Here is an 18,678-nt window from a genome sequence, read left to right on the forward strand (position 1 = left end):
GAGTTTATTCTAATCGTAAGATTATAAATTCCGATCTTCTGTTTACATTATGTTTTTCGTTACTACATTCTGAAGAATTATTACACTCATTGACCAGTTGTTTTTCGCCATAACCAATAGCGCTTTCTATTCGGTTAGCTGCTATGCCATTTGAAATAATGTAGTCTCTTGTAGCCTTTGCTCTTCTATCTGATAGTCTCTCGTTATATGCATCATTACCTCTCGAATCTGTATGTGATTCAATTTTTATAATCATATTTGGATATTCTTTCATTAAGAAAACAATTTTGTTTAATTCAATTGATGCGTCGTATCTTATGTTGTGTTTATCAAAATCAAAATAAATCATTCCGATTTTAATTTTTAATAGGCCGCCTTCTCGGACAATAAGTGGATTTAACTTTTTAAGCCCTACAGGAACCTCATTTATGAAATTTGGTTCTATAGAAGTTTTAAATTGACTTTCTGAGTTCTCAAAACCTTCTTTACTTGCCTTAATTAAAAATATTTGCTCACAAGGCAGGTTTAATTCAAAATAATATTCACCTAAATTATCACTGGTAGTCTCAGCCAAAACTTTACCTGACTTATCCTCTATAGTAACCATGGAATACGAGAGAGGACGATTGTTTTCTTGACTTGTTACTTGACCAAAGACTGATTGAGTGCACGGTACTTCTATTCTTTGAAATGAATAAATATCATCATCTCCTTTTCCACCTTTTCGATTTGAGGAAAAGTATCCCTGTTGTGTTTGCTCATTCACCACATAGGCAAAATCGTCAAGATTGCTATTTAGAGGCTTACCTAAGTTAATTGGTTTAGAGAACGATTCATTTTGCAAGCTTTCAAAAACGTCCAAACCTCCCAAGCCGAGATGTCCATCTGAAGAAAAGTAGAATTTCCCTTCTGTTACATATGGAAACATTTCTCTTCCACTAGTATTTATTGTAGGACCCAAATTTTTTGGATTGCCATAGGTGTCGTCAGCCAATATGTCTACTACAAAAATATCTGTTGAACCGATTGAACCTGGCATATCAGATACGAAATATAGTTTCTTTCCATCTGGGCTCAAGGCGGGTTGACCCACAGAGTAATTCAAATCATTAAATGGCAACTCTATTGGAGTGCTCCATGCGTTATCAACCAATTTTGATTTATATAATTTTAAATGATTGGTACCGTCATCATCTCTTTTAAGGTCTTTGTTTGTGTAATTGTTACGTGTAAAATACATGGTTTTACCGTCCGGACTAAAAGCGACAATCGCCTCATGATATTTGCTATTTATGGTTTTTGAGAATGCTGTTACATTTTTTAAATCTAATCCACTACTTATGGTATCCGCAGTAAATAAATTTAAATAGGGTTGTTCGTTCCATTTATAAATTCGAGTATGAAGGTTCATCGTATCTCGACTGGACGCAAAAACAATTTGATTCTGGTAATAGGCTGCACCAAAGTCTGCCAGTTTCGTATTTATAGATAAGTTAGATACATAAAACTGTGGTTGCATTTTTAATAGCTTTTCTAATTGGTCTTTATTACTTTCTAAAGTACTAATATCGTATTCGGCTTCTTTTAAAACCTCTTCATATCTTTTCGTTAATAATTTTGCCATGCCATAATTGCCAACCCCTTTTAAAGCATGTATATATCTGAAAATATAGGCAGGTGCTAAAACTTGCTCATAGTTGCTGAATAGTTGCCCGTACCATTTAACCGCATTTTTCATATCGGTATTAAAGTAGTAGGCATCTCCAACTTTTTGAAGTGCCTCTTTAGAATCATCGCCTCTTTCCACCTGAGCTTGAAACTGCTTGGCTGCTTTAACATACCAAAGAGAATTAAAGCTTTTTTCGGCTGAGGTATTGGTGTTTTGAGCGAACAACAAGTTTGCTATAAGAACAATACTGTAAAAGAATATTTTTTTCATGCTAATATTTTAATAGAATCTTGGAGATTTTAATCTTTTATCTAGTGATTTAAGTTCAAATCTTACAAAGATTTCGTGGGTACCGTTATTGTAATTTTGTAATTCAGTCGTCGTAAAGTCATAAGCATAGCCTACATGAAATTTTGGAGAAATATCAATACCTAATAATCCTGAAAACGAATCGTCCCATCTGTAGGCTGCCCCAAGAGTTAAGGTTTCTTTTATTAAAAAATTAGCAGACAAATCAGCAATTATTGGTGCACCAGGCACCCATTTTACAAAGACAGCTGGTTTAAATAAAACATCTTGATTAAGCTCAAAAACACGCCCTCCGGTAATAAAATAATGTAGTCTCTCTGTTGCTATTTTTTGAACAGAGCCATCATAATGTTCCTCTGAAAAAAAGTTTGGTATAGCTATTCCAAAATATCCTTTATCAGTATGATAGTAAATTCCTGCTCCAATGGTTGGGAAGAATTTATTTTCAATATTATTTTGAAAGGCGACATCGGTTTGGTCTTCAAACAACCCTTTTGAAAAGTCTACGTTAAATAATCGGCCGCCACCTTTTAAACCAAAAGATAGTCTCTTGTCATCACCATTTAACCTAATAGTATAGGCAAAATTGGCGTCAAAAAATGTTTCGTTAGCAGGGCCTAATTCATCATTAGTTAGAATTACGCCAAGCCCAACGTTGTTACCTACCGGTCCGTCAATTGCTAAAACTTGACTTGTTGGTGCACCATTTAATCCAACCCATTGCGTTCTATACATTCCTAATATGGATAAATGACCTCTTGATCCTGCATAAGCCGGATTAACACTTAGGGTATTATACATGTATTGTGTAAACTGAGGGTCTTGTTGTCCAAACATGGAAGAACCAAAACCGGTACATATCATTAGTAAAATATATTTTAAATAACTTTTCATTATTGAAGCTTTTATTAAAATTATGTTATCGGTTTATCTGTTAATATATAGCCAGTCTGAAACTGGTTCTGAGCCGTCTCCTAAATCAAGTATGTAATAATAAGTGCCGACTGGTAGAAGTTCTTGATCACTTATTGTAGCTCGTCCGTTAGAGAGCCCATCCCAAGTATTATCATAGTTCTGTTGCTCAAAAACAATGTTTCCCCATCTATTATAGACTCGAAGTATATTATTTGGATAGCGAGAAATACAATCTATTTGAAAAAAATCATTCACGCCATCATCATTTGGTGAAAACTCATTGTAAATGGTCAAACAAGTTGGGTCAATAGAGGCTTGGCTTGAATCATTGCTTTCATTTAAATCAATTTGGTCCACAAATGCGAGACTTGCGATGTTGATATAGTCATCCTCTTCTAAAACTTCCACGGTAATGACTAAAGTGGCTGTTTCAGAATTTGCTAAGATTGCAATTTCCCAGAATCCATCAACTTCATCATATGTTCCGATAGAGGCCTCTGAACTTTGATAAGCATATCCGTTGGGCAGAACTTCTTCAATACCTATATTAGTGGCATCTGACATACCTGAATTACTTACGGTAATTGTAAATTGAATTTCATCTCCAATTTTAGGACGTTCATTACTTACCATTTTGTTTACAGCAATATCAACTGATTGCGGTACCACAGTAACACTAGCCTCATCATCATCAGTAATCCCATCGGCCAAATCATCAATAGTAGCATCTTCATTGACATTACTATCAGGGTCAGCTTGGTCGCTAGCAGTTATTTCAGCGATATTAGTATACTCATCAATTACTCCTGTCGGTGCATTGACTTGTAACAACACAATAAGGGTTTCAGTAGTACCATTTGGTATAACTCCATTGGTATTCCATACACCGGTGTCGGAGTTATATACCCCCGCTGTACTTAGGTGTGATTGATAGGTATAGCCAATTGGTACAATATCTGTAACAACGACTCCGGTTGCATCACTATCACCACTGTTGGTAAGGTTAATAGTGAATTCAACAATATCACCAACATTAGGGTTTAATTCATCTACCTCTTTTGTTAGGCTCAAATCAGCTAGGCCTGTAGGTACAGGGATTACAGTATCTTGATCATCTTCAGAGTTTAAATTGTTATCTGGTGATGAATCTGGGTCAAAAGTATCAAGTGCTATTAATTCCGCAGTATTGGAATAATCACCATTTGTTAGCACCGTGGCAACAATTTCTAAGGTTTCAGAATCCCCATTTAATAAGCTTGCAATATCCCAAGAACCGATTACTTCATCGTAAGTGCCTGCTGACGGAAATGCATTGACAAAATCATAGCCAGAAGCTAGAATATCTTCAACAACAAGACCAGTGGCATCACTTGGCCCATCATTGGTTACAGTAATTGTAAATGTTATTTGAGAACCAACTGATGGATTTAGATTATCAACGGTTTTTAATACCGATATATCAGTAATTACTCTTGGAATAGTTACTTGTTCATCTTGATCATCCTCATTGATGTCGTTGTTGTTAGGGGTTGAATTTGGATCTAATTCGTTAACTGCAATAACTTCTGCAATATTTGCATAACTTCCAGTAGTATTTATACTAACTATAATATTTAGTTCTATTACGGCATCGGCAGCAAGGCTCGTAACATTCCAAATTCCCGTACCTGGATCATACAGACCCCCGCTGTCATCAGAAATATAAGTATAACCTGAAGGTAATGTTTCATTGATTTGAACCCCTGTTGCTGCGCTTGGGCCTGCATTATTCAAGGTCAATGTAAAGGTTACATTGTCTGAAACATCCGGAAATTCGTTATCCACGGTTTTAACCAACGAGAGATTAGCTAATGGTATAGGTGTGGTGCCGGCATTATCTTGATCATCCTCCGAGGCAATATTATTTGCAGGTGTAGAATCAATATCATTGTTATCAGAATTTGTAATTTCAGCACTATTACTATAATTACCAGTAGGATTAACCAGAACTACAATGTTCAAGGTTTCAGTTGTTCCATTTGGAATTACACCATTCAAAGACCATAAGCCTGAAGCTTCATTATAGACCCCAGCTGTACTATTGTTAGAAACATAAGTATAACCATCAGGAAGTAAATCAACCACTTCAACGCCACTAGCGTCACTTGGACCGTTATTGATTAAACTCAAGGTAAATATGACTTCATCACCAACAAATGGTGTTGCCACATTTACTTCCTTGGTTAATTCCAAATCAGAAACCAAAACGGGTGATGGCTCTATAGTTTCTTGATCGTCTTCAGTATCATCATTATTAGATGGTTCTGAATCAATATCAAACTCGTTCAAATCGGTTAGCTCGGCAGTATTGGTATATGTGCCATTGGCTAAAACATTTGCAGTAATTGTAATAGTTTCGGTAATTCCGTTATCCAAATCTCCAATAGTCCATGAACCATTCAACTCTTCGTAAATCCCATTTGAAGGCGTAGCATTTACAAATTCATAGCCAGATTCTAATAAATCTGTCACAACGATATTAGTGGCATCACTTGGCCCATCATTGGTTACAGTAATAGTAAATTCAATTTGACCACCAATGTTTGGGGTCATATTATCTGCAATTTTTGTTACTGAAATATCGACCAATTGTCTTGGAGAAACTACAACATCATCTTGGTCGTCTTCACTCAGAATATCATTATTTGGTGTTGAATCAATATCCAATTCTGTATGTGAGATAATCTCGGCTACATTGGTAAAGACCCCCGTGGTATTGACGTTGGCAATAATATTTAATATAACTGTACTTCCTATACCAAGATTTCCAATATTCCAATTTCCTGTGGTATCATCATAAGCCCCTGCTGAGTCATCTGATACATAAGTATAGCCAGAAGGTAACTGATCTAATACTTGAAGATTAGTAGCCTCACTGGGCCCTTCATTGGTAATAGTTATTGTAAAAGTAACGTCTGTATTTACATCAGGTGTATCATTACTCACCGCTTTGTCTAAAGAAACATCTATGGTGTTTATTGGTGTTACTGTTACCTCATCTTGATCATCTTCCACCAAAATATCATTATCAGGTGTAGAATCAATATCAAAGACGTCTGAAGCAATAACTTCTGCTACATTAGTATAACTTCCTGTAGGATTTACTAATACATCAATAACTAGTGTTTCAGAGCCTCCGGCTGAAATATCACCTACTAACCAAATACCGGTGCTTTCGGTATATACCCCAGCAGTGGAACTATAAAGTATAAAATCGAAACCTGAAGGAAGTAAATCTCGTACTACGACATCATTAGCATCTTGAGGACCGTCATTGAAAACGGTAATTTCAAAACTGATTTCTGTTCCTACTTGGGGACTAGTATCTCCATCAACAACTATTTTGGTTAATGATAAATCAGCGACGTTAGGGGTAATATTTAAGGCATCTTCATCATCATCGTCACCTTGACCATTACCATCTTCATCGACCGTGTTGCCAGTAGTAGGATCACTATCTGGGTCAAATTGGTCAGATGCGGTAATACTGGCTACATTTAGGTATTCATCGACTGCTCCTGTAGGTGCATTTACAGTTGCTTCATAGGTTACTGAGGTTGAACCGCCATTAGCGAGTACCGTTAGACCCGTCCAGCTTGCAGTATTACCTGCTGATGAACCACCATTATTTACTGTAGTTAAAGTAAAGCCTGAAGGTAAAATATCTTCTAAAGCAACATTTGTTGCAATATTAGGCCCTAGGTTGTTAATCGTCAATGTAAATATTACAGTCTCTCCAACGTTTGGACTTGAGGTATTTGCGGTTTTAGTGAGGCTTAAATCTGCGACCTGTGGTGTAATTGAAATGGTATCTTCATCGTCTTCACTTTGATCACCATCATCGTTGTTTGGAGTGCTATCTGTATCAAATTGGTCAGCAGTGGTAACCTCAACTCGGTTTTTATACTCATCAACTGCACCGGTTGGCGCTAAAACTTGCGCATTAAATGTCAAGGATATGCTATTAGAACCTAATGGAATGTTTAACCCAGACCAAGAAACAACTCCAGCTCCAAACGAACCACCATTACTAATACTGGTTACATTGCTATAACCAGAAGGAAGAATATCTTCAACAGTAACCCCTGTTGCAGGTACATTACCTAAGTTGCTGACTGCTATTGTGAAGGTAACAACGTCACCAACATTTGGATTGCTTGTACTAACTGTTTTTTCAAGGCTTAAATCTATAAGTTGTGGTGTGATTTCAAAAAAGTCTTCATCATCCTCGTCTTGATCACCATCATCATTGAAGGGCTCACTATCTGGGTCTAATTGGTCGCTTGCCGCAACCTCCGCAATATTTAAATATTCATCAATATCACCAGAAGGTTGATTTACAGTAACTTCATACGATAAGGTAATGTTGCCAATTGGCAGTGAGGCAATATCCCAACTTAAGAAAGTACCTGCAATGGAAGTACCACCATCGTTGACGGTTCCTAAAGTGTAGCCTCTTGGCACCTCATCTTCAATAACTAAATTAGTTGCAGTGTTTGGACCTGCATTTGTTATTGTAAGTTCAAAAACCACGGTATCACCTATGTTAGGAGTCGCACTGGATCCAGCACTAATATCTTTCACTAAACTAAGGTCGGCGGATTGCAAAGAGAAAGGAGAAATTGCTTCATCATCTTCACTTTGGTCTCCATCGTCATTGTTTGGCGTACTGTCGACATCCGGTAAATCGGAAGCCGTAATTTCTCCGGTTGTATTATAATTTCCAGACCCATTTACGGTTACGTCGTATGTGAAGTTGGAAGTATCTCCGTTTGCCACATCAATATCGCTCCAAGTTATGGTCCCGCTACCGGGGTTGTACACACCGCCACCACTAATGCTACCTGGAACAATTGTAAACCCGGAAGGAACTACAACCACAATTTCCACTCCAGTGGCATCACCAGTTTCAATGGTGTCGTTATTGGTCAATGCTACGTTGTATGTAACGGTATCGCCCGCATTGCCCGAGGTAGGTACGCTTGAGATATCTAGTTCAAGGTCTACTTGTTCGAGAGTAATGCCAGAAGCGCTTTCATCATCCTCACTTTGGTCTCCATCGTCATTATTTGGTGTACTATCTGGGTCGGCCACATCACTTGCCGAAATTTCAGCGGTATTGTCATACTCACCTGTATTTCCGGAAGGAGTATTTACAGTGGCTTCAAAAGAAACTGAGGTAGATCCAGCGTTGGTTACGTTGAGACCTGTCCAAACAATTTCGTTGCCAGAAGCTGTTCCACCATTGTTAATAGTTCCGATGGTGTAACCATCGGGTACTAAATCGGTCACTTCAACTCCTGTGGCATCCGCTGTTCCTGCATTGGAAACAATTAGGGTAAATGTTACGGTTTCACCAACGCTAGCCGTTGTAGGGCTCACTGATTTAGCTAAACTTAAATCCGCGGTTTGTATGGTAAATGTAGCATTTGCTTCATCATCTTCACTTTGATCACCATCATCATTATCTGGTGTACTGTCTGGATCTGGAGTATCAGAAGCTGTAATTTCTGCAATGTTGGTATAATTTCCGCTCCCATTTACGGTAACGTCATATGTTAAATTCTGTGTATTTCCATTAGTAACCGCTAGATTATCCCATGTGATGGTCAAACTCCCTGCATTGTAGAATCCTCCATCGCTTATGCTGCCGCCAACAATATCAAACCCGTTTGGCAGTACATCCACAATTGAAACACCGGTAGCATCTCCGGTTCCATTGTTTGAAAGGGCGATAGTAAAAGTAACTGTGTCACCTAAATTACCAGTAGAAGAAGATGCTGATTTAGTCAATTCTAAATCCGCTGACTCTATGGTAATACCGGCGTTACTTTCATCATCTTCACTTTGATCTCCATCGTCATTATCAGGAGAACTATCAGAATCTGCTTGATCACTTGCCGTTACTTCGGCAATATTATTATATTCTCCGACCGATCCTGTTGGTGCATTTACAGTAGCCTCAAAAGAAACGGACGTTGAACCCCCACTAGTTACAGTAAGACCAGTCCATGTAATTTCATTCCCAATTGTAGCTCCACCGTCATTAATTGTTCCGATTGTATATCCTATTGGAACGATGTCAGCTATTGAAACCCCCGTGGCATTATCTGTACCTCCATTAGAAATTGCAAGGGTAAAAGTTACTGTTTCACCAACACTAGCCGTTATAGGACTAACTGATTTTAAAAGACTTAAATCTGCGGATTGAAGAGTGACTGATGTCGTACTTTGATCATCTTCGGAATCAATTGCATTGTTTACAGTTGAATCAGGATCTGGTTGATCACTTGCGATTATTTCAGCAGTATTATCATAGTTACCGCTCGCAGTCACAGTGGCATCAAAAGTAAGTTCAAGTGTTGATCCAAAAGTGATGCTTAGGTCAGACCAGATAATGGTTAGATTACCTGGATTATAAACACCACTATTACTTACAGTACCAGGTATTAAACTATAACCATCTGGTATAATATCTTCCACAGAAACTCCAGTAGCATCAGAGTTTCCGAAAGTAGAGACGTTATTATTAAAAATTGATATAGTAAAAGTTACCGTATCTCCTTCATTTACAACTGTTGGACTAACCGTTTTGGTAAGTTCAAGATCAGACATACCTATTATTGTGATTGTCATAGTATCCGAAACATCAGAACATATTCCATTGGAGATTGTCCATTCAAATTCATAAACACCAATGTCTGTTCCAAAAACACCCGTATTAAATGCATTTTCATCAACAAAACTTGCCGTTGTTGGCCCTGAAATTTGGGTCCATATTCCACTTCCTATTGAAGATGGTGTTGCTGCCAGCGTTATTGGCGAGAATTGCTGTATAATTTGATCCGGTCCGGCATCAGCAACCAATGGTTGTTCAATAATTTGGACTTCCATGGTGTCAGTAAAATCGCATCCACCATTAGTAGCGGTCCATGTAAATTCATAAGTCCCTGCCTCTAAATTTGAAACTAAAGTATTAGGATTATTATCGTCAGCAATTGTAGCGGAGTCTCCAAAATCTGTAATTCCTGGGCCTGCAGTTTGACTCCAAGTTCCGGTTCCAACAGATAGCGCAATAGCATCTAAGTTAGTTTCCGTCGCATTACAAAATTCTTGATCTGGTCCTGCATCTGCATCCGAAGGGGAAACATCCGTAAATGTTATTTCTACTGTATCTACTGATGGAGCACAAAGTGAAGGATTTGTAAATGTAGTGCCGTTCGTAACTGTCCAAGTAAGTTCATAAGTACCTAAGGTTGTTATATTTGATAAAGTGGTTGTAGGTGAGTTAGGGCTATCGATAATGGCTGTACCTGCTGATGGGTCATTAGAGAATGTCCAAGTTCCAATACCTGCTGTTGGTGGTACAGCATTCATCTGAACGTCTAACTGACAGGCATCGGTCTGATCTGTTCCTGCATCCGCCGTGGAAGGTGCCTCGAACACTTCAATTCTTAGAACATCGGCGGTATCTGAACAATTTCCTGATTCAAAGTTCCATTCTAAAATATATATACCAGGCACCGAAAGATTAGAGACTGTTGAGGTAGGACTATTTGGTGAGTCAATAGTAGCCACACTGCCAGAGGGTTCATTTGCAAAACGCCATTCTGCATTAGAAACATCCACTGGTGCGCTATTACCTGCCAATGTTGTTTGAAATGGTGCTCCGATATCGGCGGTACACAGAATTTGATCAGGTCCAGCTAAAGGGTCAATTGAAGGTGCAGCACTCGAAACTACTGTAATTTGGTCTGAAGTTATTGGACACGTTGAATAATCCGTTGTAAATTCAAAAACATAAGTATTTCCTGGTGTTATACTAACTTCAGCAACACTGCCATTAATAGGGTTTTGCGTGATTACTGCGTTCGGTCCAGTTGTACTTATTTGAGACCATGTACCTGTCGAACCAAATGTGGCTTCTAATAAAAAGTTGCTCACTTCACAAAGTTGGAGATCACTTCCAGCATTTGCTGGAACAAAGACATCAAAAGTAACATCAGCAAAGGTAGTTGGACAATTGGCGTCACCTGCTATGGTCCATCTGAACGTATAAGATCCCGATACTAAGTCCGTCACTGTGGAATTTGGATCATTAACATCTGTAATTGTAGGGGTGTTCGGAGCACCTGACAATAATGTCCAAAAACCATTTTCTGTATTATTATCGAAAGCATTGCCTGAGAGTACCGCATTTGTGGCATTACAAATAGTTTGATCTGCACCTACTGTAGCTACTGTTGCAGGAATGCCCACATTTAAAGTAATTTGGTCAGAATCTGTTGAGCAAGTTCCGCTTTCTACAGTCCATTCAAATATATATTGTCCAGAAAAGGTAAATGTAAATTGTGCGGTAGGGCTTGTTTCGTCATCTATTGTAAAGCCGCCAGGTCCTGAAATCTGTGTCCAAAATCCATTTCCGGTAGAACTAGTTGCAGCCATATTAACTGTTGTAGAACAGACTGCTTGATCTATACCGGCATCGGCAGTTGCTGCAGCATCTACTGTTATTTCAGCATCATCAGAAGTTGATTGACATCCAACTTTAGAAATAGTCCAAGTCAATATATAGCTTTGATCAATTGTGATGTTAGCTGTTGTGTTAGATTGTGTATTGTCAGCAAAACTGATACCTGTGTTTGGAATTGATGTCCATTCTCCTGTTTCTCCAACTCCAGGAGCATTTCCAGCAAGCGTTACCGAGCCAGTACCAGCCGAAAGACATTGGTCCGAACCAGCATCGGCTGTTGAAGGGCCTTGGGTCGAATCAGTTGTTATTGTCACTGTATCAGTACCCGGAGGAGGACAAGTATTATCATTAGGGTTGGCAACAGTCCATCGGAAAATATAAGTTTCATTAGCCACATCTAATCCGGAAACCGTGGTATTTGGATCATTTTCATCTTCAAAAACAATAGTTGCCCCCCCCGGAGCCGTATCTACAGACCATGTACCTACTAGATTAGGAGCAGGTGGGTCTTGTGCTGCCAATGCTACTGGTGCGCCAAAACACAACAAAGGTTGGTCAGGTCCAGCATCAGTTGTAATTGGTGCATCTGAAGATACTACTACACTTACCGTAGATTCGGCTGATGGAGAACAAGCATTACCCCCATTAATGGCATATTGAAAAATATATTCACCGGAGATTAGTCCAGTAACTGCAGTAGTTTGAGCATAAGGACTTCCTATGGTTGCCGCATTAGGGCCGCTTAATTGTGACCACAAAGAATTGCCTATAGATACCCCATTACCAGCAATTGATGTGGATGTTACGTTACATGCTAGCGTTTGTCCTGTTCCTGCATTTGCTCCTGTCGGGGTTAATGAAATATTAACATTAATAGCATCAGTAGCCACATCACAACCTGTTTGAACTGATCCACTAACTGCTTTTCTTAATAAAACAGTATAAGAACCCTCTACATCAAAGTCAATTGTTAATGGAGAACTACCAGTGTTATTAAAATCATTTGGGTCCACTAGAGATGAGGATGAAGGTCCGCTTATGATCGCATAGGTATTGGTACCGTCGCCACTTGTTGAAAAAGGAATATCAACCTGTGTTTGTCCGCAAGTTGCATTGATATCTGCGCCACCATTTGCCGAAATGGTGATGGGGTCTACAGAGTATTGTATGGTTACTGTTTCTGAATCATCACAACCTGTTGTAGCATTTGTAATAGTGTAGACAAATGTATAGGTGTTCGGAGAACTAAGACCAGAAATTTGAGTTGTACTGTTGATATCATCTAAAATTGATGCTGCTGGGCCACTAGTTTGTGTCCATTCTACAGTTTCGCCAGAAAACTGAGGTTGTGAACCTATTAATGTTGTAGTGGTAATACCAGAATCGCAAAAACGAATATTATTTTCTTGTACATTGGCTGTACTAATATCTTGTGTCGCTTCGTCGACCGTAATCGTCATAGTATCTTGACCCGATGCACAAGGACCGGTAACTGTCCATCGTAATACGTATGTTCCTTCTATTAAATTAGAAACATTAGAATTATTGCTGTTTGCATTAGAGAAACTCGGAGTGCTGGGTCCACTTACAAATGACCACGTTCCTTGTTGCCCATTAATATTATTACCACCAAAACTTGCGTTCAAATTTGTGGATTGCGTTACAGTGTAACAATTATCAAGACTTTGATCTCCTCCAGCGTCTACGGGTAACTCACCACCATAATTAGTTATAGTAATTGTGTCTGAAGATTCACAAGATTGTCCTGGGGAATATTCAGGACCAGTAATGGTCCATACTAAAGTGGTTGTGCCGGCGCTGGTATCCGCTAAATCTAAAGTTGTTGTAGCAGTAGTTGGAGAATTGATTGTAACCCCAGCATTATTAGCCCCATCAACACTCCAAACCCCATTTTCCCCCGCGTTGATAGGACTATTACCTGTAATGCTTATTGCACCAGTATTGTCAGGGCAAGAAGCTAAGTCACTTCCAGCATCTGCAATTGTAATTGGTTCAACTGTAATGTCAACGTCTTGAAATTGCGTAGTGCCATCAGTACAATCAGCAGAAAGTCGAAAAGTATAAATATTTCCTCCAATCAATCCAGTAATTGATGAATTTGGATTATTTGGATCATCGATGATTACTGAAGGTCCTGCTACTTGAGACCAAATGGGGCCATTTTGTATCAAACCTGATGAGGAACCAGATAAAGTAAAACCGCCATCATTAACACAAATGGTTTCGTTAATACCAGCGTTCACTGAACAGTTTTGTGCATGAATAGAATTGAAACCAGTGATCAGCGTAATTAGTGTTATACTTATTAGTATGCTTCTCTTTTTTAGTTGATACATTAAGAAAATATTTAAAAATTTGTAAGAAAATTCAAACATATAGTTATTGTTAAGTAAAAAGCCTTTTATGTTGCAGTTTGCGCAATACTTGTTGTGAATCAATGCTTTATTGTCATTTTTAAAACTTGGTGAAATTGCTTTTTCCATTTTTTTTGGACTTAAAACGGGTAAATAATAAAAGTAATCGGGGGAATTAATAAGTACTTTTAGATTTACCCGTCCACAAAACACCAAAATGAAAACAACCAGTTTTACATTTAATTATAAAGCTACCTCTGCTTTTGTTAATTGTAAGATTCGTAGAGTGAATTAGCGAGAAAAACATCGATTAAAAGTATATTTTTATCGACGAAATGTATTTTAACAAGAAAAAAGCTTAAAAAATTATGTTAAAATTGAATTACTCCTTATCGAGGTCTGCTAACTACACCTTTTTGTGGGTTAAATAAAGGTGTTAATTGCATTAATTAAATCTAATTTTGTAAATGGTTTGGTTAGGACAGTATTAATACCTGAGGAATAACATCTTTCGATATTTTTTTTATAAGCGTCCGCTGTTATGGCTATAATCGGGGTTTTGTTAGTCTTTTTATCAGGAAGATTTCGAATTAGGCTGGCGATTTCATAGCCATTAGTCTCCGGTAGATGAATATCAACAATTATAAAATCTAATGGTTCTTTTGTAATTATAGGATTTAAATCTTCTTTACCCGAAAACGCTTCAATTGAGTATTTTTTTTCTTCTAATAAGTACTTGAATAAGATTAATTGAGTTTGCTCGTCATCTTCAACTATCATGACACGCTTCTTTGCTTTATTTAATGCTGTACCTGTTGTTTTAGAAACACTTTTATTCAAATAAGTCGGGAGATTAATGTAGGATTTTCGAATACATGTTAGACTCAAATCGAAGTAAAATACAGAACCGCCTTTTGAGTTTGAGGTTACTTTTATATCACTTTTAAGAGCATTCAGTATTTTTTTTACTAATGGCAAACCTAAGCCTAAACCTCTATGTTCTTTGGCATTATCTAGGCGATGAAAATATTCAAAAATATGTGGTATACTAGTCTTTTCAATGCCTCCACCCGAATCGGAAACATGAAAGCTCAAATTAATATTTTTACCCCAGCGTTGATTCAGTATAACCTTTAAGACTATTTCCCCTCTATTTGTAAACTTAATGGCATTATCTAAAAGATTGGTTAATATTTGGAACAAGCATTTTTCGTCAGAGACTAATACCTCAGGTATATTTTCATTAATTTCCATTATTAAAACAAGACCTTTTTGCTTTGCTTTTAAACCATATACTAGGCGGAGACTCTCAAGAAGATTAACGATGCTAAAAGCTTCTTTTTTTATAATTAATTGTCCTGTATTAATTTTTCCAACCTCTAAAATATCTTCTACCATCGAAGTCAATTTATTACTTGAGCTTTTTATAAAATTGACGTAATCTCTTTGTTCTTGAGTTAAACCCGTATCAGAAAGAAGGGAAGTAAAAGAGATAATATGCATTAAAGGATTTCGTAATTCATGACTAAAATTCTGAATAAAATTCTCTTTGAATTGCTCTCTTTCTTGAAGAATGAAATTTTTTTCGCTAACTTTTTCTAAGCTGATATTTAATTCGTTCTTTTCTTGGGCAACTAATTGATAATTCTCATAATAACTTGTCAAATCTTGAATAACAATAGAAAGAATTTTCCTGCTTTTATTAATTTCAATATCAGCAACAATTTCTTGGTCTTCAATACACAAATTGACACAAGTAAATATTAGTCCGTTGTCACTTATTGGTAAAAATTCTATGTTGTAAAAAAAAGGGTGTTTTTCACTAATCAAGCTATTTTTTTGAAAATTATAGATAGCTTGATTGCTGTTAACGATTTTTCCATTTAAATCTGTAATAATATGTTGAATTCTCGGCCCCATTCTATTTACGATTTTGGGAGAATACAATTTTTTGCAAGATTTAAAAATGCAGTATTAACGTGTTCACCTGTTTTTGCGCTGGTTAGAAAATCATAAGTAAGCTGATTTTTTTTATCAAGTTGGTTTAAGACTTCTTTTTCAATCAAATCTAATTTGTTGCCAATGATTTGTATGCTTGCTTTAGGGCATTTTTGTTTAATTATTTTTAAATCGTCTTGGATATTTTCATAACTCTTAGGACGGGTTATATCAAAGACATATAGCACACCATCAGTACCCAATAGATAAGTATCTCTGACAGAAGTTAAATCTTTGGTTCCTTCTATATCCCATATAATAAGTGAAAGTGGACCTAGTGTTTCGATAATGAGTTCTTTTTTTGAAATATGAACACCAATGGTTACTTTATAAGATTCTGAAAAAGAGCTATTTACAAATTGCCTAATTAAAGAGGTTTTACCAACTCCAAAATGTCCCAGAAGTACAATCTTTTTAGATTTCTGCATTACTGAAATAACTTGCTAATTTTTTATTAAGGCTCTTTGTTTCTATTATACTAGTTTTTGTAAACTCTTCATAAAAGTCAAAAATCATGTTTTGTAATTTGTCTTTCGAAGAAGGATGATAATTTCCTGAAATTACAACTGCAATATAATGAGTCATAAAACTTTGAATATGTATTTTAAATAACTCATATTCAATGAGCTCCAGGTGTTGTTGTTTTTTTAGGTATGCGTCTTCAACAAACGATTTTATTGCTGTAAGCATTCCTGAAATCATTTCTTCATCAATGGTTAGTTTGTTTGAATAACTTCCAATCAAAATTCCGGACTCTTGCTCAATAAGTAAAACCTGTTCGATTTTAGTGGGGATTAAATGTTTTGGTGAAGCATTATTTTTAGTTCTAATGCTATTCTTAAATCTCTTTTTCCAGTTAAGTCGATCATTAATTTTGGCGGATAGAACTTTTATTTCTTGTGAGATATACTTTTTGATCATTTTCCCTAAAATGGGGTATAGGGCATCTACTACTTCATTACGTGAGTTTTTAATTTCTTTTTTGAGTGTTTCTGTGATTGTACTGCCTAATGTTTCGGGAATACTTCGAGTGTATTCGTTCAAACGCTCAGTAATTATGGGGTCGACTTTTTTTGAAAGCTTCTTTTGTTCGTTTATAGTCTTTTCAATTTGTTCAATTCTAATTGAAATTTTTTCTGCAAACTCTCGTTCGTCCGTTAAAAGAATTTCTTTGAATAATGTAAGCTTATCTTTCTCATTCATATAAAAGGGCTTTTATTTTTGGCCCTTGGCTATTTTCTCTCCTAATGATATTAAGAGCTGCCCTAGAGAGTTCTTATCAATCTTGTTGTTGTCTAAATCTTTGAGTTTATCAGAAAAACTATCTTCAATATCTGTTAGTCTTATATTGATGTCTGTACTTAAATTATCGATAGTAGCATCTAAATCATTTTTAATTTCGTTAATTAGATTCTCAAGTTCTACTTTTTTGCTTTGTATTTCGCTTTTTATTTTTTCAAATTCGGAATCATATTCTTGAATGTTCTCGCCAAAAATAATATCCTTTAATTGTTCGATTTTTGAATTGGTGAGCTTACCATTTTCCTGTGCCTTATCCTTTGGGGAACTAATTTGAGTCATTTTTATTCTGAAATTTAATTGTAAGGTAATTAAAATATGTTTCCTTGGTAATAAGTTTACAACCTTTATTAATTATTTGTTAATAAAAATTATTTCCGTAGTAATTTTGAATTTTTTTGAGCCGCAATAAATGATTAAATAACGCAAATTCCATTAATCTAAAATCCATTATTATGGAACAAAAGATGAGTCCCGAACAATCAAGTTTGTTTTAATTTCAACTGTTTTTGTAAGAAGGGTTTCTTTAGGATTTTCAATCTCATCAATTAAATAGCTAATTGCAGTTCTTCCAATTTTTTCGCCAGGCTGATCTACCGTTGACAGCGAGGGATTTATTATAGTTGAGTTAATATTATTACTAAAACCTACAACTGCAATTTCATTTGGTATTTCTACGTTAAATTTATTTAATGCTTTTATAGCACCAATTGCAGCACTATCAGTAATTGCAAAAATTGCATCTGGACGATTTTTAAGACTCAAAAGATTATTAGTAAGCATTTTTCCTTTATTAAGAGAAATGTCTTCTGTACTTAAAATGATTTTTTCGTCTATGGGTAAATTATGCTCTTTTAGTGCCCTTAGATAGCCTTCAAATCTTTTTCTAGAATTAAATGATTGTTCTGTTTCTTTAATTATGGCAATTCTTGTTTTTCCTGTATTTATTAAATGTTCAACCGCATTATATGCTGCTTCTTCATCATTGATTACCACCTGGGTGCACGGTATTTTATCTGATACTTTGTCAAAAAGAACTAAAGGAATACGGTTTTGAATTTGAAGAATACTATCAATTGATTTTGTCTTACGTGCCAATGCCATGAGTATACCATCGACTCCGAACTGAATCATAGTTTCCAACATTTCAGTTTGTTTGATTTCATCATTTTTTGATTCAGAAATAATCACTCGATATCCTAAATTTTCACTTTCTGAAAGAACACCCTTCAAAATAGTTGTTGTGAAGTAATGTGAAATGTTAGGCACAATTACCCCTAATATATGAGTTCGATGAGTTCTGAAACCCTTAGCGAAAAGGTTTGGAGTATAATGCAGTTTTGTTGCTAGTAGCTTTACTCTTTCTCTGGTACTAATACTTATATCAGGATGGTCATTTAAGGCTCTTGATACTGTTGAAATTGATAACTCAAGTGCCAGCGCAAGATCTTTTAATGTAGTGTTTTGTTTTTTACTCATTCTTTCAAATGTAAAATATTATTCAAACGATACTGTAAATAAAATCGCAAACGTTCTCGCAAACGTTTGCGTAGATAATTGATAAAAAAACAAAGTTTTCATTAGGATATTCAAATAAATTT

Annotated in this window: 8 protein-coding genes; all 8 read right to left on the minus strand. The window is 36.3% G+C overall.

From position 1 onward, the window contains the following. Positions 1-4 precede the first annotated feature (4 nt). The 8 genes from RM542_RS06040 to RM542_RS06075 all read right to left on the minus strand — a co-directional run bounded on the left by RM542_RS06040 (position 5) and on the right by RM542_RS06075 (position 18,556). Positions 5-1,939, minus strand: a complete 1,935-nt coding sequence (locus tag RM542_RS06040; protein ID WP_311384815.1) for an OmpA family protein — start codon at positions 1,937-1,939, stop codon at positions 5-7. A 9-nt stretch (positions 1,940-1,948) separates the two neighbouring features. Continuing rightward, complete coding sequence (locus RM542_RS06045; protein ID WP_311384816.1) at positions 1,949-2,872, minus strand: type IX secretion system membrane protein PorP/SprF; 924 nt, start codon at positions 2,870-2,872, stop codon at positions 1,949-1,951. A gap of 33 nt (positions 2,873-2,905) precedes the next feature. Next, positions 2,906-13,762, minus strand: a complete 10,857-nt coding sequence (locus tag RM542_RS06050) for a PKD domain-containing protein (RefSeq protein ID WP_311384817.1) — start codon at positions 13,760-13,762, stop codon at positions 2,906-2,908. Positions 13,763-14,203: 441 nt separating this feature from the next. Beyond that, positions 14,204-15,700, minus strand: a complete 1,497-nt coding sequence (locus RM542_RS06055; protein WP_311384818.1) for an ATP-binding protein — start codon at positions 15,698-15,700, stop codon at positions 14,204-14,206. A 5-nt stretch (positions 15,701-15,705) separates the two neighbouring features. Then, on the minus strand, positions 15,706-16,206 hold the full coding sequence (locus RM542_RS06060; RefSeq protein WP_311384819.1) for a Rab family GTPase: 501 nt from the start codon (positions 16,204-16,206) through the stop codon (positions 15,706-15,708). Continuing rightward, positions 16,193-16,981 (minus strand): cell envelope biogenesis protein OmpA, encoded by a 789-nt coding sequence (locus RM542_RS06065; RefSeq protein WP_311384820.1) that lies wholly within the window; start codon positions 16,979-16,981, stop codon positions 16,193-16,195. Before RM542_RS06065 ends, RM542_RS06060 begins: the two co-directional genes overlap by 14 nt. Before the next feature lie 12 nt (positions 16,982-16,993). Beyond that, positions 16,994-17,359, minus strand: a complete 366-nt coding sequence (locus tag RM542_RS06070; protein WP_311384821.1) for a fructose 1,6-bisphosphatase — start codon at positions 17,357-17,359, stop codon at positions 16,994-16,996. Between the two features lie 171 nt (positions 17,360-17,530). Beyond that, positions 17,531-18,556, minus strand: coding sequence for a LacI family DNA-binding transcriptional regulator (locus RM542_RS06075; protein ID WP_311384822.1), 1,026 nt, complete (start codon positions 18,554-18,556; stop codon positions 17,531-17,533). Positions 18,557-18,678 lie beyond the last annotated feature (122 nt).

This window comes from Croceitalea sp. P059 (assembly GCF_031846365.1).
Lineage (GTDB): Bacteria > Bacteroidota > Bacteroidia > Flavobacteriales > Flavobacteriaceae > Croceitalea > Croceitalea vernalis.